This window comes from Variovorax sp. AC103, from assembly GCF_979254005.1.
In genome coordinates this window covers 99,213-118,103 of the sequence record NZ_CEEDFC010000007.1, presented here as the reverse complement: position 1 = coordinate 118,103, position 18,891 = coordinate 99,213, and the positions used below count along the sequence as shown (strand labels likewise).

The window sequence follows — 18,891 nt, the reverse complement described above, 5'->3', positions numbered from 1 at the left end:
CCGGTAAAATCGCGGGCTCCCATGCCCGCGATCTCATTCCAATCGGTCTCCAAGACCTACCCCCCCTCCCGACAACAGAAAGCCCAAGGCAAGCAAGGGCTGCAGGCGGTCGACGAGGTCACATTCCAGATCGAGCCCGGCGAGTTCTTCGGCCTGCTCGGGCCCAACGGGGCGGGCAAGACCACCCTGATCAGCATGCTCGCGGGCCTGTCGCGCCCCACGGCCGGCGCCATCAGCGTGCACGGCTTCGATGTCCAGCGCGACTTCGCCGAGGCGCGCCGCCAGCTCGGCATCGTGCCGCAGGAGCTGGTGTTCGACCCCTTCTTCAACGTGCGCGAGTCGCTGCGCATCCAGTCGGGCTACTTCGGCATCAAGAACAACGAAGCCTGGATCGACGAGCTGCTGCAAAGCCTGGGCCTCGCAGACAAGGCGACGGCCAACATGCGCCAGCTGTCGGGCGGCATGAAGCGCCGGGTGCTGGTGGCGCAGGCGCTGGTGCACAAGCCGCCGGTGATCGTGCTGGACGAGCCCACGGCCGGCGTGGACGTCGAGTTGCGCCAGACGCTCTGGCAGTTCGTCGCCAGGCTCAACAAGCAGGGCAGTACCGTGCTGCTGACCACCCACTATCTCGAAGAGGCGGAGGCGCTGTGCAACCGCATCGCAATGCTCAAGCAGGGCCGCGTGATTGCGCTCGACCGCACCAGCGAGCTGCTGAAGTCGGCCGCGAGCAACGTGCTGCGCTTCAAGACCGACGCCATGCTGCCCTGGGCCATTGCCCAGCATGCGCGCATCACCGGGCGCATCGTGCAACTGCCCGCACAGAACGCCCATGAAGTCGAACAACTGCTGGCCGCGATCCGCGAAGCCGGCGTCGCGGTGGAAGACGTGGAAATGCGCAAGGCCGACCTGGAAGACGTGTTCATCGACCTGATGGCGGGCGAGCAGACGCCCCTGGAGGTCGCGCGATGATGGCCGTAACCGGGTGGCGCGCGCTGCTCTATAAGGAGACGCTGCGCTTCTGGAAGGTCGGTTTCCAGACCGTCGGCGCGCCGGTGCTCACAGCGCTGCTGTACCTCATGGTGTTCGGCCACGTGCTCGAAGGCCGCGTCACGGTCTACGGCACCGTGCCCTATACCGCGTTCCTGGTGCCGGGCCTGGTGATGATGAGCGTGTTGCAGAACGCGTTCGCCAACAGCTCGTCGTCGATCATCCAGAGCAAGATCATGGGCAACCTGGTGTTCGTGCTGCTCACGCCGCTGTCGCACTGGGGCTGGTTCTTCGCGTACGTGGGCTCGTCGATCATTCGCGGGCTGGCCGTGGGGCTTGGCGTGTTCCTGGTCACCATGTTCTTTGCCATGCCCAGCTTCGTGGCGCCGCTCTGGATCATCGCGTTCGCGTTCCTGGGCGCCGCCATGCTGGGCACATTGGGCCTCATCGCCGGCCTCTGGGCCGAGAAGTTCGACCAGATGGCCGTGTTCCAGAACTTCTTGATCATGCCCATGACCTTCCTGTCGGGCGTGTTCTATTCGATCGGTTCGCTGCCGCCTTTCTGGCAGAAGGTGAGCCACCTGAACCCGTTCTTCTACATGATCGACGGCTTCCGCTACGGCTTCTTCGGCGTGAGCGACGCCTCGCCCTGGCTGAGCCTGGGCATCGTCGGCACCGCCTGGCTGGTGGTGAGCGCCATTGCCGTCCACCTCCTGCGCATCGGTTACAAGATCCGCAGCTGAACGTTTTTCCACACCCTATGACCGCCGAACAACTCCAGGCCCTGATCCAGTCCCATCTTCCGTGCGAGCACATCACGCTCGAGGGGGACGGCCGGCATTGGTACGCCACCATCGTCTCGGCCGAGTTCGAGGGCAAGCGCGCCATTCAGCGCCATCAGCGGGTCTACGCCACCCTCGGTGCGAAAATGCACACCGACGAGGTGCATGCGCTTTCGATGAAGACCTACACGCCGGCCGAATGGGCCGCAGTGGAAAAATAACGTTCCGGCCCTGCGGGGCCCTGATTTCGCTGGAATTTCGATGGACAAACTTCTGATTCGCGGCGGGCGAGAGCTCCGCGGCGAAGTACTCATTTCCGGCGCCAAGAACGCCGCGCTGCCCGAGCTGTGCGCGGCGCTGCTGACCGATCAGCCCGTGACGCTGCACAACGTGCCGCGCCTGCAGGACGTGTCGACCATGCTCAAGCTCGTGCGCAACATGGGCGTGACAGCCGAGCGCGACGACAACGGCACCGTGCAACTCGACGCAGGCGACCTGGGCAACCCCGAGGCGCCCTACGAACTCGTGAAGACCATGCGCGCCTCCGTGCTGGCCCTGGGCCCGCTGCTGGCGCGCTTCGGCCATGCCAAGGTGTCGCTGCCCGGCGGCTGCGCCATCGGCTCGCGGCCTGTCGACCAGCACATCAAGGGCCTGCAGGCCATGGGCGCGGAAATCGTGGTCGACCACGGCTACATGCTCGCGCGGCTGCCCGAGGGCCGCACCCGCCTGAAGGGTGCGCGCATCCTGACCGACATGGTCACCGTCACCGGCACCGAGAACTTCCTGATGGCGGCCGCGCTGGCCGAGGGCGAAACCCTGCTCGAGAACGCCGCGCAGGAGCCCGAGATCGTCGACCTGGCCGAGATGCTGATCCGCATGGGCGCGAAGATCGAAGGCCACGGCACCAGCCACATCCGCATCCAGGGCGTGGAAAAGCTGCACGGCTGCGAACACGCCGTGGTGGCCGACCGCATCGAAGCCGGCACCTTCCTGTGCGCCGTCGCGGCCACGGGCGGCGAGGCCTTCCTGCGCCATGCGCGCGGCGACCACATGGACGCCGTGATCGACAAGCTGCGCGATGCGGGCTGCACCGTCGCCTGCGAAAAGGACGGCGTGCGCATCGCCTCGAAGGGCCCGGCGCACCAGACCCTGAAGGCGCAAAGCTTCAGCACCACCGAATACCCGGGCTTTCCGACCGACATGCAGGCCCAGTTCATGGCCCTGAACGTCATTGCGCGCGGCGCCTCGATGGTCACCGAAACCATCTTCGAGAACCGTTTCATGCACGTGAACGAGATGGTGCGCCTGGGCGCGCGCATCCACGTCGAGGGCAAGGTGGCGATGGTCGAGGGCGTGCAGCAGCTCTCCGGCGCCACCGTGATGGCCACCGACCTGCGCGCGTCCGCCAGCCTCGTCATCGCCGGCCTCGTGGCCGAGGGCGAGACGCTGGTCGACCGCATCTACCACCTGGACCGGGGCTACGACCGCATGGAAGCCAAGCTGCGCGGCCTCGGCGCCGACATCGAACGTGTGACAGGAGCCGCCGCATGATCACCCTGGCACTTTCCAAAGGCCGCATCTTCGAAGAGACGATGCCCCTGCTGGCCGCCGCCGGCATCGAGGTCACGGAAGACCCCGAGAAATCGCGCAAGCTCATTCTCGACACCACCCGCCCCGACGTGCGCGTGGTGCTGGTGCGCGCCTCCGACGTGCCCACCTATGTGCAGTACGGCGGCGCCGACCTCGGCGTGACGGGTTCCGACGTGCTGCTCGAGCATGGCAACCAGGGCCTGTACCAGCCGCTGGACCTGCGCATCGCGGCCTGCCGCCTGAGCGTGGCCGTGCGCAACGACTACGACTACGCCTCGGCCGTGAAGCAGGGCTCGCGCCTGCGCGTGGCGACCAAGTACGTGGGCCTGGCGCGCGACTTCTTCGCCAGCAAGGGCGTGCACGTCGACCTGATCAAGCTCTACGGCAGCATGGAGCTGGCGCCGCTCACGGGCCTGGCCGACGCCATCGTCGACCTCGTCTCGACCGGCAACACGCTCAAGGCCAACCACCTCGTCGAGGTGGAGCGCATCATGGACATCAGCGCGCGCCTGGTCGTGAACCAGGCCGCGCTCAAGCTCAAGCGCGAGCCCATCCGCCGCATCATCGACGCGTTCGCGTCCGCCATTCCCTCCGTCTGACTTCCGCCTGAACCCCATGACTCTGAAAGCAGCCCCCGCCCGACTCTCCACGACTTCAGCCAGCTTCGATGCTGAATTCAAGGCGCGGCTGCATTGGTCCGCGGACGCGGACGCGGCCATCGAGAAGGTGGTGGCCGACATCCTGGCCGATGTGCGCACGCGCGGCGACGCGGCGGTGCTCGAGTACACGCGCCGCTTCGACGGACTCGGCGCGGCCACCGTGCCCGAACTCGAGCTCACGCAGGCCGATTTCAAGGAAGCCTTCGATTCCCTGCCCGAACACCAGCGCACGGCGTTGCAGGCCGCGGCCGACCGCGTTCGCAGCTACCACGAGGCGCAGAAGAAGGCCAGCGGCGAAAGCTGGAGCTATCGCGACGTGGACGGCACGCTGCTGGGCCAGAAGGTCACGCCGCTGGACCGCGTGGGCATCTACGTGCCCGGCGGCAAGGCGGCCTATCCGTCCAGCCTGCTGATGAACGCCATTCCGGCCCATGTGGCCGGTGTCGGCGAAATCATCATGGTGGTCCCGACGCCCGTGAAGGGCAGCGTGGCCACGGGGGGGGCGGGCGGTCAATCGTCCGCGAAGGGCGAGCGCAACGTGCTCGTGCTTGCCGCCGCCTACGTGGCCGGCGTCACCCGCGCCTTCACCATCGGGGGTGCACAAGCCGTGGCCGCCCTGGCGTACGGCACCGCCACCGTTCCTGCCGTCGACAAGATCACCGGCCCCGGCAACGCCTACGTGGCGGCCGCCAAGCGCCGCGTGTTCGGCACCGTGGGCATCGACATGATCGCGGGGCCCAGCGAAATCCTGGTGCTGGCCGACGGCAGCACACCGCCCGACTGGGTGGCCATGGACCTGTTCAGCCAGGCCGAGCACGACGAGCTGGCCCAGAGCATCCTGCTGTGCCCCGACGCCGCCTACATCGAGCGCGTGCAGGCCGAGATCGACCGCCTGCTGCCCACGATGCCGCGCGCCGAAATCATCGCCGCCTCGCTCAACGGCCGCGGCGCGCTGATCCACACGAAGAGCATGGAAGAGGCCTGCGAGATCAGCAACCGCATCGCCCCCGAACACCTGGAAGTGAGCAGCAGCGAACCCGACCGGTGGGAGCCGCTGCTGCGCCACGCCGGCGCGATCTTCCTGGGGGCCTTCACCAGCGAGAGCCTGGGCGACTACTGCGCCGGCCCGAACCACGTGCTGCCCACCAGCGGCACGGCGCGCTTTTCGAGCCCGCTGGGCGTGTACGACTTCCAGAAGCGCTCCAGCCTGATCGAGGTCAGCGAGGCCGGCGCCCAGGTGCTGGGCCCCATCGCCGTCACGCTGGCCGAAGGTGAGGGCCTGCAGGCGCACGCCGAAGCCGCCCGCATGCGGCTGCGTAAGATCTGAGCCCCCATGACAAGCCTCCGGGAGGAGCAAGCAAGATGATTGACCGTCTCTGTCGTTCGCGTCTGTTCAGATTCGCCGCGGGGCTCGTCGCGGGCGCCGCCTTGCTGGCTGCCTGCAGCCAGATGCCGCGGCAAGTGATCAGCGACCCGCCGGCCGCCAACGCAACACCCAGCGCCGCACCCGCGCCGCAGCTCGGCACGCAGTGGGGCGAGGGCCGCGAGTCGAAGACGCAGGCGGTCGTCACCAGGCGCCTGTCCGCCCAGCCGGACGACGTGGCTTCGCTCGGCTACAACGAAGCATCGGCCGTGCGCCGCGCGGTGGGCAACAACCCGGAACGCCGACTGAGCCTGATGCTGGCCGACGGCGACATCGAATGGTCGGTGCTCGACGAAGACGGCCAGCCCCTGCCGCTGCAGCGCGCGCGCCGTGGCGCAGGCGCAGAAGACATGTTCCGCCTGGCCGGCGTCCAGGGCTCGCGCTACACCTTGCGCTTTCGCAACCTCGGCGAGCGCAGCTACGAGGTCATCGCCACGGTCGACGGGCTGGACGTGCTGAACGGCAAGCCCGGCAGCCTGCGCAACGGGGGCTACGTGCTGCGCCCGTTGCAGGCCTTGACCATCGAGGGTTTCCGCAAGAGCCAGAACGAGGTCGCAGCCTTCCGCTTCGCGGCGCCGGGCCGTGCCTATGCCGCGAACACCGACGCCGGCGACGTGCGCAACATCGGCGTGATCGGCGCCGCGCTGTTCGAGCTCGAAGAAAAAGACGCTCCCCGCCGCCAGCGCCGCGACGCCACCCCGTCGCAGCCCAGTGCCTTTCCGGCCGACGGCGCCTTCGCGCCGGCGCCGCGCTACCGCAAATGATGCCGATGAAGCGGGCCGCTTTCCTGCTTCTCGCGCTGGTGGCCGCCGCCGGCGCGCAGGCCATGAGCATCCGCGAACTGCGCACGCTCGAAGCCAGCGAGAAGGACGGCAAGGCCTACGCCAGCTACTACCTGGTCGGCGTGCTCGAAGGCCTGCGCGAAGGCGTCGAGGCTTCGCAGCGCAACGGGCAGGCGCCCGTGTTCTGCGTCGAGGGCCGCCGCCTAGAACCCGCCATGGCCCGTTCGCTCTACCAGACCGAGCTGAGCCGCAACGCCGACAGCTACGAAGCCGACATGCCCGTTCAACTGGTCATGGCCGGCGCCCTGAAAAACAGCTACCGCTGCACCCGATGACCGTTCCAGAATCCGCCCGCTCCCCGCTCGACCGTATCCGCAACGACGTGCGGGCCATGCATGCCTATGCGGTCCAGGACGCCAGCGGCTTCATCAAGCTCGACGCGATGGAAAACCCCTTCGGGCTGCCGCCCGCGCTGCAGGCCGAGCTGGGCGCGCGGCTCGGCGCGCTGGCGCTCAACCGGTATCCGGGCGAACGCGGCGCCCACCTGCAGCGTGCGCTCGCCGCCCATGCGCAGATGCCCGAAGGCTTCTCCCTGATGCTGGGCAACGGCTCCGACGAGCTGATTTCGCTGCTCGACATCGCCTGCGACCAGCCTGGCGCCACGGTGCTGGCGCCGCTGCCCGGCTTCGTGATGTATGCCATGAGCGCGCAGCTGCAGGGCCTGCGGTTCGTCGGCGTGCCGCTCACGGCCGATTTCGAGCTCGACGAGGCCGCCATGCTGGCTGCCATCGCGCGAGAGAAGCCCGCCATCGTCTACCTGGCCTACCCGAACAACCCGACCGCCAACCTCTGGGACGACGCCGTCATCGAGAAGATCGTCCAGGCCCAGGGCGCGCAGGGCGGCCTGGTGGTGATCGACGAGGCCTACCAGCCGTTCGCCGCCAGGAGCTACATCGACCGGCTTGCGGCGCACGGCCATGTGCTGCTGATGCGCACGCTCAGCAAGTTCGGCCTGGCCGGCATCCGCCTGGGCTACCTGATGGGGCCTGCCGCGCTGATCGCCGAGATCGACAAGGTGCGCCCGCCCTACAACATCAGCGTGCTCAACTGCGAGTGCGCGCTGTTCGCGCTGGAACACGCCGAGGTGTTCGAGGCCCAGGCCCGGCAGATCCGCGAGGAGCGCGAGCGACTGATGATGGGTCTCGGCCGCCTGCCCGGCGTGAAGACCTGGCCCAGCGACGCCAACATGATCCTTTTGCGCGTGCCCGATGCCACCAGGACCTTCGAGGGCATGAAGGCGCGCGGGGTGCTGGTGAAGAACGTTTCTAAAATGCACGAACTGCTCGCCAACTGCCTGCGCCTCACCGTCGGAACCGCCGACGAGAATGCGCGGATGCTCGCGGCGCTCGAAGCCTCACTATGAACACCCCCACCTCCCAGGACAGCGGCGAGCGCATCGCGTCTGTCACCCGCAACACCGCGGAAACCAAGATCACCGTCAGCGTCAACCTGGACGGCACCGGCAAGGCCAGGCTCTCGACCGGCATCGGTTTCTTCGACCACATGCTCGACCAGATCGCCCGGCACGGGCTGATCGACCTCGACATCGATTGCCAGGGCGACCTGCACATCGACGGTCACCACACGGTGGAGGACGTGGGCATCACCTTCGGCCAGGCCGTGGCCAAGGCCATCGGCGACAAGAAGGGCATCCGCCGCTACGGCCATGCCTACGTGCCGCTCGACGAAGCACTGAGCCGCGTGGTCATCGACTTCTCCGGTCGCCCGGGCCTCGTGATGCATGTGCCCTTCACCAGCGGGATGATCGGCACCTTCGACAGCCAGCTCACCTACGAGTTCTTCCAGGGCTTCGTGAACCACGCCTTCGTCACGCTGCACATCGACAACCTCAAGGGCATCAACGCGCACCACCAGTGCGAAACCGTGTTCAAGGCCTTCGCGCGCGCCATGCGCGGGGCGCTGGAGCTCGACCCCCGCTCCGTCGGGGTGATCCCGTCGACCAAGGGATCGCTGTGAAACGCGCCGTCGAACAGCTATGAAATCCGTAGCAAATACCGTGGCGGTCGTCGACTACGGCATGGGCAACCTGCATTCCGTGTCGCAGGCCGTGCGCCATGCGGCCGACCAGGTGGGCGTGGAAGTGTTCGTCACCTCCGACCCCGACGTGGTCCGCAAGGCCACCCGCGTGGTGCTGCCAGGGCAGGGCGCCATGCCCGACTGCATGCGCGAACTGCGCGAGTCGGGCCTGCAGGAGTCGGTGCTCGAGGCGGCCGCCAGCAAGCCGCTGTTCGGCGTGTGCGTGGGCATGCAGATGATGCTGTCGCGCAGCCATGAAGGCCCGACCGACGGCCTGGGCCTTATTCCGGGCGAGGTCGTCAAGTTCGACCTGGCCGGGCGCCTGCAGCCCGACGGCAGCCGCTTCAAGGTGCCGCAGATGGGCTGGAACCAGGTGCGCCAGGCCCAGCCGCACGCCGTGTGGGCGGGCGTGCCCGACGACAGCTATTTCTATTTTGTGCACAGCTTCTACGCCTGCCCGGTCGACCCCAAGCACAGCGTGGGCGAAGCGGATTACGGCGCGAGCTTTACCGCAGCCATTGCACGCGATAATATTTTTGCCACCCAGTTCCACCCGGAGAAGAGTGCGGACCATGGGTTGCAGCTCTATCGCAACTTCCTCCACTGGAATCCCTGAACCTTTTTTCTGTCCGGGCCGAACCTCCCACAGCCCGGACTCCGCACACTCGCGTCACTTCCATGCTCCTCATTCCCGCCATTGATCTCAAGGACGGCCACTGCGTTCGCCTCAAGCAGGGCGACATGGACCAGTCCACCGTCTTCAGCGAAGACCCCGCCGCCATGGCCCGCAAGTGGGTCACGGCGGGCGCGCGCAGGCTGCACCTGGTCGACCTGAACGGGGCCTTCGCCGGCAAGCCGCAGAACCACGCGGCCATCAAGGCGATCCTGCAAGAAGTCGGCGACGACATTCCGGTGCAGCTGGGCGGCGGCATTCGCGACCTCGACACCATCGAGCGCTACATCGACGACGGCCTGCGCTACGTGATCATCGGCACCGCCGCGGTCAAGAACCCGGGCTTCCTGAAGGACGCCTGCAGCGCCTTCGGCGGCCACATCATCGTGGGCCTGGACGCCAAGGACGGCAAGGTCGCCACCGACGGCTGGAGCAAGCTCACGGGCCACGAGGTGGCCGACCTGGGCAAGAAATTCGAGGATTACGGCGTCGAGTCGATCATCTACACCGACATCGGCCGCGACGGCATGCTCTCGGGCATCAACATCGAAGCCACCGTCAAGCTGGCGCGGGCGCTGACCATTCCGGTGATCGCCTCGGGTGGCCTGTCGAACATGCTGGACATCGACAACCTCTGCGCCGTCGAGTCCGATGGCATCGAGGGCGTCATCTGCGGCCGCGCCATCTATTCGGGCGACCTCGATTTCGCCGCGGCGCAAGCCCGCGCGGACGAACTGGCGGTTTGAAGCCCTTTTCGCGCAGCGCGTGCTCTCCGCGCTCGCCATTGCCAACTACCGTTCGCTGCGCCAGCTGACGGTGCCGCTGGGCCGGCTCACGGTCGTGACCGGGGCCAACGGCAGCGGCAAATCGAGCGTGTACCGGGCGATGCGGCTGCTGGCCGACATTGCCAACGGCGGCGTGATCCGCTCGCTGGTCCGCGAAGGCGGCCTGTCTTCCACGCTGTGGGCCGGGCCCGAGCGGTTTTCGGCTGCCATGCTGCGTGGCGAGGTGCCCGTGCAAGGCACCACGCGCAGCGAGCCGGTGGCGCTGAAGCTGGGCTTTGCCGGTGTCCAGAGTGAAGATTTCGGCTATGCCATCGACATCGGCCTGCCGCCGCCGATTCCGTCGACGGCTTTTTCGCGCGACCCGCAGATCAAGCACGAGGCCATCTGGAGCGGCCCGCTGCTGCGCCCCTCCACGCAACTGGTCGACCGCAAGGGTGCTGCGCTGCGCCTTCGCGACGGCAAGGGTTGGCAGGCCGTCGGCCGCCCGATGCCGGCCTTCGCCAGCATGATGACCGAGCATGCCGACCCGCGCGACGCGCCCGAGATGCTCACGCTGCGCGAGCAGATGCGCTCCTGGCGCTTCTACGACCATTTCCGTTCCGATGCCGAGGCGCCCGCGCGCCAGCCACAGCTGGGCACCTACACGCCCGTGCTGGCCGACGACGGCGCCGACCTGGCCGCGGCGCTGCAGACCATCCGCGAGATCGGCGACGGCGAAGCGCTCGACCGAGCCGTGGACGACGCCTTTCCGGGAGCCCGCGTCGAAGTCCAGGTGGCCGGCGACCGCTTCGAGACGCTGATGCACCAGCACGGCCTGTTGCGCCCCCTGACCGCCGCCGAGCTGTCCGACGGCACCCTGCGCTACCTGTTGTGGATCGCGGCCCTGCTCACGCCCCGCGCGCCAGCGCTGCTTGTGCTCAACGAGCCCGAGACCAGCCTGCACCCCGACCTGCTTCCCGCGCTCGGCCGCCTCATCGCGCAGGCGGCGCGCCAGTCGCAGGTGATCGTGGTGTCGCATGCCGCGCGGCTGATCGCCGCGCTGGAAGACAGCGACGACCTGAAATCGGTGGTGCTCGACAAGCAGTTCGGCGAAACGCGTATCGCCAACCTGGACATGAGCGAGATCCCGCGCTGGGAGTGGCCGGCGCGCTAGGGCTTGCGTGTCTCAGGCCCGCGCCAGCGCCCGAAAGGCCGCGCTGGCGATCACGCCTTCGGTCTTGCGGTGCGAGGCCGCGAAGCGCGTGCGGTCCGGCATGGTGGCCGGCACGGCGCGCCAGTCCGCCAGGTCGGGGTGGCCGCTCCACGCCATGTTCAGCACCAGGGTGCGATGCAGCGCAGGCAGGTCGTTGCCGTGGTCGTCGCACACCGCCTGCGTCTTCATGCGGTGCAGCACCGGCAGCAGCTCGGGTTCGGTCACCAGAAAATCGAGCAGGCCGCCGCCGCGTGCGAGCGCAAAGCCCGCGAAGGCCTGGAAGAACCAGTTGATGCCCGGGTTGTAGTTGTCGTAGCTGTGCAGCGCGTAGCGCGCCAGCACCGTGGCCAGCAGCCGCCGGAACTGCGGATGCCGGGCGCCGAAGTCGATCAGCCGGCAGACGTCGGCCGGGCTCTTGCGCGCGCAAGGCGTGAGCGCCAGTTCGAACAGCGCCGGCAGTTCGGGCAGGCCCAGGTGGGCGGCCGCGCGAGCCCGGATGTCGGGCACGTCGAAGCACATCAGCAACAGCGCCATGTGCGCAGGCAGTGCAAGCAGCCGGTGCACGATGGCGTCGAGGTGACCGCATTGCACCAGCGCATGCAGCAGGTTGACGAACTCACCGCCGGTGCCCCGGTGCAGTTCGTGCAGCGGCGGCTCGGCAATGAGCGCCAGCGTGGCGTCGAGGTCGAAGCTGTCCAGCGTGCGCCAGAAGGCATGGACGCGCGGATGCGCATAGCCGACCTTGAACGCATGCGCCTGCAGCGCGTAGCTGCGGGCCTGGTAGTGCTGGCGGTTGGCCGTGGCGGCGGGGTCGTTGTCGAAGGCTTCGACGTCGGCCACCGCAAACTCGGTCGGAATGTCGAAGGAGCCGTTGAAGAACCTGAACCTGTAGACCGGCGCACCCTTGTGCAGCAGCGTGTTGCCGATGGCGCAGCGCGCCTTGGCGAGCGTGAGCTGGCCCTGCTCGAACCAGCAGAAGGGCGTGCGCTGCGGGTCCATGCCCCAGTCGCCCACGGTGCCGTCGAACACCGAGTCGACCCAGGCCTGGATCTGCGCGTTGGCATGTAGCGGTCGCTTGAGGGCGCTGCTTTCGTCTTCCGGCACCCGGCGGGCGGCAAAGTCCCAGAAGGCGCGGTAGCCGTGCCGGTATGCGTTCTGCACGTGGGCCAGTGCCGCGGGCGTGTCGCCGGCCGTGGCTTCGGCGACGGCGGCCCAGAACAGGAAGGTGTGGTCCCGGCAGGCCAGCGCGGCGTCGTCGGGCGGAACGGCACGCGCTAGCGCAAGGGCTTCGTCGAGGCGCCCGGTGCGCAGGTGTCGTTCGAGGGTGTCGCTCAACGCCTGCCAGGTGGCCTCGCAGCGGCGGTCGAGGGCGAGCAGGTCGGCGAGGGGGGGCGTGTCGGGGCTGGGTGGCATCGGGCCGCAGTGTTGCACACGGCCCGGGGCGGCAGCCCCTGTCGCGCCCTGGGCTACTCGGCCTTCACCGACATCGTCTGGATGATCGTTTCCAGCTGCGCGCTCATCGGCAGGTTGAGGCTCTCCCCCGAGGGCAGCTTGCGCAGGAACCAGCGCTTGTACTGCCGCTCGATTTCGCCGTCTTCCGCCAGCACCTGGAAGGCGTCGACGACCAGCTTGTTGAGCTGCGCGTCGTCCTTGCGGTACATGATCCCGTAGGGGTCGTAGGAGAGAAAGTCGCCGACCACCTCGTAGTTCGACTTGGCGGCGTCCTGCGCGATCAGGCCGTAGAGCAGCACATCGTCGGTGGCGAAGGCGTCGGCCTGTCCGCCCTTCACCAGCCCGAAGGACTCCGCATGGTCGGGCGTCACGATCAGGTTGATGCCGAGCTTGAACTTTTCCGACAGCTCGCGCAGCGTCTTCTCGTTGGTGGTGCCGGCCGTCACGGCCACCTTCTTGCCGGCCAGGTCGCGGAACGACTTGATCGGCGAGCCCTTCTGCACCAGCACCTTGGTGCCCGAGACGAACATGGTGGGCGAGAAGCTCACGCGCTTCTGCCGCTCGAGGTTGGTGGTGGTGGAGCCGCACTCCAGGTCGACCTTGCCGCTGGCGACGGCGTCGATGCGCGAGTCCGAGGTCACGGGCACCCACTTGATGGTGAGGCTCTTGTTCACCGCGTCCTCGATGGAGCTCACCAGCGAGCGGCAGAGCTCCACGGAGTAGCCGATGGGTTCCTTGCGCGCATTGAGGTACGAGAAGGGCACCGACGACTCGCGGTAGCCGAGGGTGATGGCGCCTGTGGAACGCGCCTTGGCCAGCGTGCCGGTGAGCTCCTGCGCCTGAGCGGAAACCGCCAGCACCAGGGCCGCGAGCAGCGCGGCGCCGGCGGATGCAAGCGTGCCGATGCGCTTCATGGCGTGCCTGCTCACGCGTGCGCCGGGTGGGCGAGCGTGGCGTTGGCCTCCTCGTCGATGGCCCGGGCGTTGACCTCGGCGTCGCTCTCGGAAAGCAACTCGCCCTCCCACTTGGCGACCACCGCGGTGGCGATGGAGTTGCCCACCGCGTTGGTGGCCGAGCGGCCCATGTCGAGGAAGGTGTCCACCCCAAGGATCAGCAGCAGGCCGGCCTCGGGAATGTCGAAGTGGTTCAGCGTGGCGGCAATCACCACCAGCGAGGCGCGCGGCACGCCGGCCATGCCCTTGGAGGTGAGCATCAGGATCAGCAGCATCGTGACCTGCGTGCTGATCGGCATGTGGATGTTGTAGGCCTGCGCGATGAACAGCACGGCGAAGGTGCAATACATCATGGAGCCGTCCAGGTTGAACGAATAGCCCATCGGCATCACGAAGCTGGAGATCTTGCGCTTCACGCCGAAACGGTCGAGCGCCTGCAGGATCTTCGGATACGCGGCTTCCGAACTGGCCGTGGCAAACGACAGCAGGAAGGCCTCCTTGATGAGCACGAGCAGCTTGAACACGCGCGGCCCCAGGAACAGGAAGCCCGCCAGCACCAGCACGCTCCACAGCACGAACAGGCCGAGATAGAAGTCGCCCATGAACACCGCGAACTTCAGCAGGATGCCCAGCCCGTTGACGGCCACCGTGGCGGCCATGGCGGCCAGCACCGCGAGCGGCGCGAGCTTCATCACGTAGCCCGTGATCTTGAGCATGGCGTGCGAAAGCTCCTCGATGGCCGCCACCAGCGTCTTCGCCTTGTCGCCGAGCGAGGCGAGCGCCACGCCGAAGAACATCGAGAACACCACGATCTGCAGGATCTCGTTGTTGGCCATGGCTTCCACGAACGACTTGGGCACCGTGTGGCTCACGAAGTCTTTCAGCGTGAACTTGGAGGTGGCCAGGTTGGCCGAGGCGCCGATGTCGGGCAGCGGCAGGCCCAGGTTCTCGCCGGGCTTGAGCAGGTTGGCCATGATCAGGCCGATGACCAGCGAGATCAGCGAGGCGGTCAGGAACCAGCCGATGGCCTTGCCGAACACGCGGCCCACCGACTTGGCGTCGCCCATGTGCGCGATGCCCACCACCAGCGTGGAGAACACCAGCGGGCCGATCAGCATCTTGATCAGGCGCAGGAACACGTCCGAGACGATGGAGACGTAGTCGGCGATCTCCTTGGCGGCTTTCTTGTCCGGGAAGCTCGTGAAGATCATGTAGCCCACGATGATGCCGAGCACCATGGCGATCAGGATCCAGGCGGCCATCGGCAGCTTTTTCTTCATGCATATCCCCTTTTGTCGTGTGAGAGTGATTTTTTCGAGCACGGGACTGAAGCGGTCACAGGGTATCCAAGAAGGCCCCGTGCACGCAATGGCCCGGGACGCCAGTTCCGTGCCACGGCGCGGGCGCTGCCTACAATTCTCGCCATGGAAATCACCCCGATCGAGTTTCGCGGCCAGCCCGCACTGCGCGCCACAGGCCCTGACGAAAGCACCCTCACCGTCGCTTTGCACGGCGCGCAAGTGCTCTCCTGGACGGCGGGCGACGGGGTGGAAAGGCTTTACCTGAGCCCTTCGGCGGTGTTCGACGGGCAGACGGCCATCCGCGGCGGCGTGCCCGTTTGCTGCCCCCAGTTCAACCAGCGCGGCATGTTGCCCAAGCATGGATTCATGCGCAATTTGCCTTGGAAGCACGAGCCGTCGGACGCGCCAGACACGCTGCGGCTGACGCTGCGCGACGCCGAAGCCACCCGCAAGCTCTGGCCGCACGCTTTCGAGGCGCGGCTCGAAGCCACCCTGTCGCGCGGCCAGCTGCGCACGGCGCTCACGCTGGTCAACCTCGACCGTGCGCCCTGGACCTTTGCTGCGGCACTGCACACCTACCTGCGCGTGGACGACATCGCCAATGTGCGGCTGGAAGGCCTGCAGGGTGCCAACCGCTGGGATTCGCTGCGCGACGACCGCCATGTGGAAACCGCGGCGGCGTTGCATTTCGATGCAGAGTTCGACAGCGTGTATGCCGCGCCCGCCCAGCCGCTGCGGCTGGTGCAGCCGGGCGGCAAGCTCGAAATCTCGCAAAGCGCGAGCTGCAGCGAAACGGTGGTGTGGAACCCCGGCGCGGTGCTCGGTGCGAAACTCGCCGACATGCCCGCGGACGGCTTCCGCCACATGCTGTGCGTGGAGGCTGCCCGGATCGACGAGCCCGTGCTGCTCGCGCCCGGCGCCCAATGGCAGGGCTGGCAACAGCTGCGCGTGCTCTGATTCTTTCTCTGCTTCCTTCCTGGTCTACCCCATGCTTGCCAAACGCATCATTCCCTGCCTCGACGTCACCGGCGGCCGTGTCGTCAAGGGCGTCAACTTCCTCGAACTGCGCGACGCGGGCGATCCGGTCGAGATTGCCGCACGCTACAACGCGCAGGGCGCCGACGAGCTCACCTTCCTCGACATCACCGCCACCAGCGACGGCCGCGACCTGATCCTGCCGATCATCGAAGCGGTGGCTTCGCAGGTCTTCATTCCGCTGACCGTGGGCGGCGGCGTACGCACCGTGGCCGACGTGCGCCGGCTGCTCAACGCGGGCGCCGACAAGACCAGCTTCAACTCCGCCGCCATCGCCGACCCGAACGTGATCGACGACGCCTCGCAGAAGTACGGCTCGCAGTGCATCGTGGTCGCCATCGACGCCAAGCGCCGCAGCCCCGAAGAGGCCGCCACGCGCGGCGCGGGCTGGGACGTGTACAGCCACGGCGGGCGCAAGAACACCGGCCTGGATGCCGTCGAATGGGCCACCGAGATGGCGCGCCGCGGCGCCGGCGAGATCCTGCTGACCAGCATGGACCGCGACGGCACCAAGAGCGGCTTCGACCTGGAGCTGACCCGCGCGGTGAGCAATGCCGTCAGCGTGCCGGTGATCGCCTCGGGCGGCGTGGGCAGCCTGGACGACCTGGCCGACGGCATCCAGACCGGCGGCGCCGACGCGGTGCTGGCGGCCAGCATCTTCCACTACGGCGAGCACACGGTGGGCGAAGCCAAGGCCCGCATGGCCGCGCGGGGCATTCCCGTGCGGATCGACCGCTGAGCCAGCGCCCCCGGGGGGCCGTTCGAACGCCCCTCAAGGGTCTTTTTCTATCCCCGACAATACCGCGATGAAATGGCTCGATGAAGTGAAGTGGGACGCGAACGGCCTGGTGCCGGTCATCGCGCAGGAACAGGGCAGCAACGACGTGCTGATGTTCGCCTGGATGAACCGCGAGGCGCTCGAAAAGACCGCCGAGCTGGGCCGTGCGGTGTATTTCAGCCGCTCGCGCAACAAGCTGTGGTTCAAGGGCGAGGAGTCGGGCCATGTGCAGACGGTGCACGAGATCCGGCTGGACTGCGACAACGACGTGGTGCTGCTCAAGGTCACCCAGCTCGGCCACGAGCCCGGCATCGCCTGCCACACCGGTCGCCACAGCTGCTTCTTCAGCAAGTACGACAAGGGCCAGTGGACGGTGGTCGAACCCGTCTTGAAAGACCCGGAATCGATCTACAAATGACGGCCACGGTGAACACCCCCAGCCCCTCCTCGTCCGTAGACGCCCTGGCGCGCCTGGCCGCCGTCATCGAGAGCCGCCTGCCCGCGAACGGCGGCGACCCCGAAAAAAGCTACGCCGCCCGGCTGCTGCACAAGGGGCCCGACGCCTTCCTCAAGAAGATCGGCGAGGAAGCCACCGAGGTCGTGATGGCGGCCAAGGACGCCGACCACGGCGGCGACCGCTCGAAAATAGTGAACGAAGTGGCCGACCTGTGGTTCCACACCATGGTGGCGCTGGCGCACTACGGTTTTTCGCCTGCCGACGTCACCGCGGAGCTCGAGCGCCGCGAGGGCACCAGCGGCATCGAGGAAAAGGCGCTGCGCAAGGTGCAGGCCCGCGAAGCTGGCAACGGTTAACGGTTAACGGTTGAAAGGACATCCCTCATGGCCAACGACATCGTGAACGTGGAACCCGACGACTCCCTCAAGACCTGGGGCTGGGTCAGCTACATCCTGCACCTGATCGTGGCCATCGGCGCCGTCGTGCCGGGGGCGCAGGCGTCGGTGCTGCTCCTGCTGATCGCGCTGGTGATCGATTTCGTCAAGCGCGACGATGCGGCCGGCACCTGGCAGGCGTCGCATTTCAGCTGGCGCATCCGCTCCGTGCTGTGGGCCGGGTTGCTCTACATCGTGACCTCGTGGCTCTGGCTGCTCTTCTTCATTCCGGGCTGGATCGCCTGGAGCCTGATTTCGCTGTGGTTCCTGTACCGGATCGTGAAAGGCATGATCCGTATGAACGACAGCCGTCCCATGGAATCCAAAGATGTCATCTGACCCGAACTGCGTCTTCTGCAAGATCGTCGAAGGCAAGATCCCCTCGCGCAAGGTCTACGAAGACGACGACCTGTTCGCCTTTCACGACATCGCGCCGTGGGCGCCGGTGCATTTCATGGTGGTGCCCAAGAAGCACATCGCGTCGATGGCGCAGCTCACGCCCGACGACGCGGCGCTCATGGGCAAGATCATGACCCTGGCGCCCCGGCTGGCGCTGGAGCAGGGCTGCAAGCCCTATCCGGAGGGTGGTTTCCGGGTGGTCGTCAACACCGGCAACGAGGGCGGGCAGGAGGTTCACCATCTCCATGTCCATGTCATGGGCGGTCCCCGGCCATGGCTTCGCGGCTGAGTACGCTTAAGCCAAACTGTCACATTTCGCCCGACTAAAATCGGACACATTCTTAGGAGTTCTCCATGGGTTCTTTTTCCATCTGGCACTGGCTGATCGTGCTGCTCGTCGTGGTCATGATCTTCGGCACCAAGAAGCTACGCAACATGGGCTCCGACCTTGGCGGCGCCGTCAAGGGCTTCAAGGACGGCATGAAGGACGGCAGCGCAGACGCGCCCGCCGGCACGTCGGCACCCGCCCAGCAAGTGACCGGCCAGCCGGTCAACGACAAGTCGACCATCGACGTCGAAGCGCGTCAGAAGTCCTGAGCGCGGACCGCACGTGTTCGACCTCGGTATCGAGAAGCTGGCGCTGATCGGCGTCGTGGCGCTGATCGTCATCGGTCCGGAGAAGCTGCCGCGCGTGGCACGCACCGTGGGCACCCTGCTCGGCAAGGCGCAGCGCTACGTGAACGACGTCAAGTCCGAAGTCAACCGCTCGATGGAGCTGGACGAGCTCCGCAAGATGAAGACCACCGTGGAGGATGCGGCGCGCGACGTCGAGCACAGCATCCACACCGGTGCGAGCGACTTCGAAAAGCAGTTCAGCGGTTCTTCGGGCGAAACACTCTCGGCGCTGGCCGAACCCGAGCCGCCACCGCCGCCGGAGTACCGGCACCCGCGCAAGAACTGGCGGCTGAAGCAGGGCGCCACACCGCAGTGGTACAAGTCGCGCAACGGCGTGCGCACCAAGGCGCTGTCGGGTGCGGCACGGGTCGCCCGCTTCCGCCCCCACACGATCAACAAGATCAACTAGCGCACCCCCACCACCGCGTTCCCCGAGC

At 67.2% G+C, this 18,891-nt stretch carries 24 protein-coding genes; 21 read left to right on the top strand and 3 right to left on the bottom strand.

What is annotated here, in order from left to right:
• Positions 1 to 21 precede the first annotated feature (21 nt).
• The 13 genes from AC0IYU_RS12640 (at position 22) to AC0IYU_RS12580 (ending at position 10,931) form a co-directional block, all read left to right on the top strand.
• A complete protein-coding gene (locus tag AC0IYU_RS12640) occupies positions 22 to 969 on the top strand; it encodes an ABC transporter ATP-binding protein (RefSeq protein ID WP_472117123.1) in 948 nt (315 codons plus the stop codon).
• Positions 966 to 1,730 carry an ABC transporter permease gene (locus AC0IYU_RS12635; RefSeq protein ID WP_472117120.1) on the top strand — a complete coding sequence of 255 codons (765 nt, stop codon included), beginning with the start codon at positions 966 to 968 and terminating at the stop codon, positions 1,728 to 1,730. The genes AC0IYU_RS12640 and AC0IYU_RS12635 overlap by 4 nt, the downstream gene beginning before the upstream one ends.
• Positions 1,731 to 1,747: 17 nt before the next feature.
• Positions 1,748 to 1,990, top strand: a complete 243-nt coding sequence (locus tag AC0IYU_RS12630) for a BolA family protein (protein ID WP_007835251.1) — start codon at positions 1,748 to 1,750, stop codon at positions 1,988 to 1,990.
• Between the two features lie 40 nt (positions 1,991 to 2,030).
• Positions 2,031 to 3,320 carry a UDP-N-acetylglucosamine 1-carboxyvinyltransferase gene (gene murA, locus AC0IYU_RS12625; protein ID WP_472117117.1) on the top strand — a complete coding sequence of 430 codons (1,290 nt, stop codon included), beginning with the start codon at positions 2,031 to 2,033 and terminating at the stop codon, positions 3,318 to 3,320.
• Positions 3,317 to 3,958: an ATP phosphoribosyltransferase gene (gene hisG / locus AC0IYU_RS12620; RefSeq protein ID WP_435441378.1), complete on the top strand. Its 642-nt coding sequence runs from the start codon at positions 3,317 to 3,319 to the stop codon at positions 3,956 to 3,958. The genes murA and hisG overlap by 4 nt, the downstream gene beginning before the upstream one ends.
• Before the next feature lie 16 nt (positions 3,959 to 3,974).
• Positions 3,975 to 5,345 carry a histidinol dehydrogenase gene (gene hisD, locus AC0IYU_RS12615; RefSeq protein ID WP_472117114.1) on the top strand — a complete coding sequence of 457 codons (1,371 nt, stop codon included), beginning with the start codon at positions 3,975 to 3,977 and terminating at the stop codon, positions 5,343 to 5,345.
• A 35-nt stretch (positions 5,346 to 5,380) separates the two neighbouring features.
• Positions 5,381 to 6,205 carry a hypothetical protein gene (locus AC0IYU_RS12610; RefSeq protein ID WP_472117112.1) on the top strand — a complete coding sequence of 275 codons (825 nt, stop codon included), beginning with the start codon at positions 5,381 to 5,383 and terminating at the stop codon, positions 6,203 to 6,205.
• Positions 6,206 to 6,210: 5 nt separating this feature from the next.
• Entirely contained in the window at positions 6,211 to 6,558 is a 348-nt protein-coding gene (locus AC0IYU_RS12605) for a hypothetical protein (RefSeq protein ID WP_472117109.1), read from the top strand.
• Positions 6,555 to 7,646: a histidinol-phosphate transaminase gene (gene hisC, locus AC0IYU_RS12600; protein ID WP_472117107.1), complete on the top strand. Its 1,092-nt coding sequence runs from the start codon at positions 6,555 to 6,557 to the stop codon at positions 7,644 to 7,646. Before AC0IYU_RS12605 ends, hisC begins: the two co-directional genes overlap by 4 nt.
• The gene (gene hisB, locus AC0IYU_RS12595; protein ID WP_472117104.1) at positions 7,643 to 8,260 is read left to right on the top strand and encodes an imidazoleglycerol-phosphate dehydratase HisB; all 618 of its coding nucleotides are present in this window, start codon (positions 7,643 to 7,645) and stop codon (positions 8,258 to 8,260) included. The genes hisC and hisB overlap by 4 nt, the downstream gene beginning before the upstream one ends.
• A gap of 19 nt (positions 8,261 to 8,279) precedes the next feature.
• Positions 8,280 to 8,936: an imidazole glycerol phosphate synthase subunit HisH gene (hisH, locus tag AC0IYU_RS12590; protein ID WP_435441372.1), complete on the top strand. Its 657-nt coding sequence runs from the start codon at positions 8,280 to 8,282 to the stop codon at positions 8,934 to 8,936.
• 62 nt (positions 8,937 to 8,998) lie between these two features.
• Complete coding sequence (gene hisA, locus AC0IYU_RS12585) at positions 8,999 to 9,739, top strand: 1-(5-phosphoribosyl)-5-[(5-phosphoribosylamino)methylideneamino]imidazole-4-carboxamide isomerase (RefSeq protein ID WP_472117100.1); 741 nt, start codon at positions 8,999 to 9,001, stop codon at positions 9,737 to 9,739.
• Positions 9,740 to 9,758: 19 nt separating this feature from the next.
• A complete protein-coding gene (locus tag AC0IYU_RS12580; RefSeq protein WP_472117097.1) occupies positions 9,759 to 10,931 on the top strand; it encodes an AAA family ATPase in 1,173 nt (390 codons plus the stop codon).
• A 12-nt stretch (positions 10,932 to 10,943) separates the two neighbouring features.
• Here the strand turns inward: AC0IYU_RS12580 and AC0IYU_RS12575 are convergent, their stop codons facing one another.
• The 3 genes from AC0IYU_RS12575 to AC0IYU_RS12565 are packed head-to-tail and all read right to left on the bottom strand — an operon-like array spanning position 10,944 to position 14,655.
• Positions 10,944 to 12,383 carry a hypothetical protein gene (locus AC0IYU_RS12575; protein WP_472117094.1) on the bottom strand — a complete coding sequence of 480 codons (1,440 nt, stop codon included), beginning with the start codon at positions 12,381 to 12,383 and terminating at the stop codon, positions 10,944 to 10,946.
• 53 nt (positions 12,384 to 12,436) lie between these two features.
• A complete protein-coding gene (locus AC0IYU_RS12570) occupies positions 12,437 to 13,336 on the bottom strand; it encodes an amino acid ABC transporter substrate-binding protein (RefSeq protein ID WP_472117449.1) in 900 nt (299 codons plus the stop codon).
• Positions 13,337 to 13,347: 11 nt separating this feature from the next.
• Positions 13,348 to 14,655, bottom strand: a complete 1,308-nt coding sequence (locus AC0IYU_RS12565; protein WP_435441367.1) for a dicarboxylate/amino acid:cation symporter — start codon at positions 14,653 to 14,655, stop codon at positions 13,348 to 13,350.
• Between the two features lie 144 nt (positions 14,656 to 14,799).
• On the opposite strand from AC0IYU_RS12565, the gene AC0IYU_RS12560 reads away from it, so the two are divergent.
• The 8 genes from AC0IYU_RS12560 (at position 14,800) to tatB (ending at position 18,863) form a co-directional block, all read left to right on the top strand.
• The gene (locus AC0IYU_RS12560) at positions 14,800 to 15,633 is read left to right on the top strand and encodes a D-hexose-6-phosphate mutarotase (protein ID WP_472117092.1); all 834 of its coding nucleotides are present in this window, start codon (positions 14,800 to 14,802) and stop codon (positions 15,631 to 15,633) included.
• A gap of 31 nt (positions 15,634 to 15,664) precedes the next feature.
• Entirely contained in the window at positions 15,665 to 16,450 is a 786-nt protein-coding gene (gene hisF / locus AC0IYU_RS12555) for an imidazole glycerol phosphate synthase subunit HisF (RefSeq protein WP_435482811.1), read from the top strand.
• A gap of 67 nt (positions 16,451 to 16,517) precedes the next feature.
• Positions 16,518 to 16,907 (top strand): phosphoribosyl-AMP cyclohydrolase, encoded by a 390-nt coding sequence (hisI, locus tag AC0IYU_RS12550; RefSeq protein ID WP_435441364.1) that lies wholly within the window; start codon positions 16,518 to 16,520, stop codon positions 16,905 to 16,907.
• Entirely contained in the window at positions 16,904 to 17,302 is a 399-nt protein-coding gene (locus tag AC0IYU_RS12545; protein ID WP_435482812.1) for a phosphoribosyl-ATP diphosphatase, read from the top strand. Before hisI ends, AC0IYU_RS12545 begins: the two co-directional genes overlap by 4 nt.
• A 27-nt stretch (positions 17,303 to 17,329) precedes the next feature.
• On the top strand, positions 17,330 to 17,719 hold the full coding sequence (locus tag AC0IYU_RS12540) for a DUF4870 family protein (protein WP_472117089.1): 390 nt from the start codon (positions 17,330 to 17,332) through the stop codon (positions 17,717 to 17,719).
• Positions 17,709 to 18,068 (top strand): histidine triad nucleotide-binding protein, encoded by a 360-nt coding sequence (locus tag AC0IYU_RS12535; protein WP_472117086.1) that lies wholly within the window; start codon positions 17,709 to 17,711, stop codon positions 18,066 to 18,068. The genes AC0IYU_RS12540 and AC0IYU_RS12535 overlap by 11 nt, the downstream gene beginning before the upstream one ends.
• Before the next feature lie 65 nt (positions 18,069 to 18,133).
• Positions 18,134 to 18,376: a Sec-independent protein translocase subunit TatA gene (gene tatA / locus AC0IYU_RS12530; RefSeq protein ID WP_116912174.1), complete on the top strand. Its 243-nt coding sequence runs from the start codon at positions 18,134 to 18,136 to the stop codon at positions 18,374 to 18,376.
• Positions 18,377 to 18,389: 13 nt separating this feature from the next.
• Entirely contained in the window at positions 18,390 to 18,863 is a 474-nt protein-coding gene (gene tatB / locus AC0IYU_RS12525) for a Sec-independent protein translocase protein TatB (RefSeq protein WP_472117084.1), read from the top strand.
• Positions 18,864 to 18,891 lie beyond the last annotated feature (28 nt).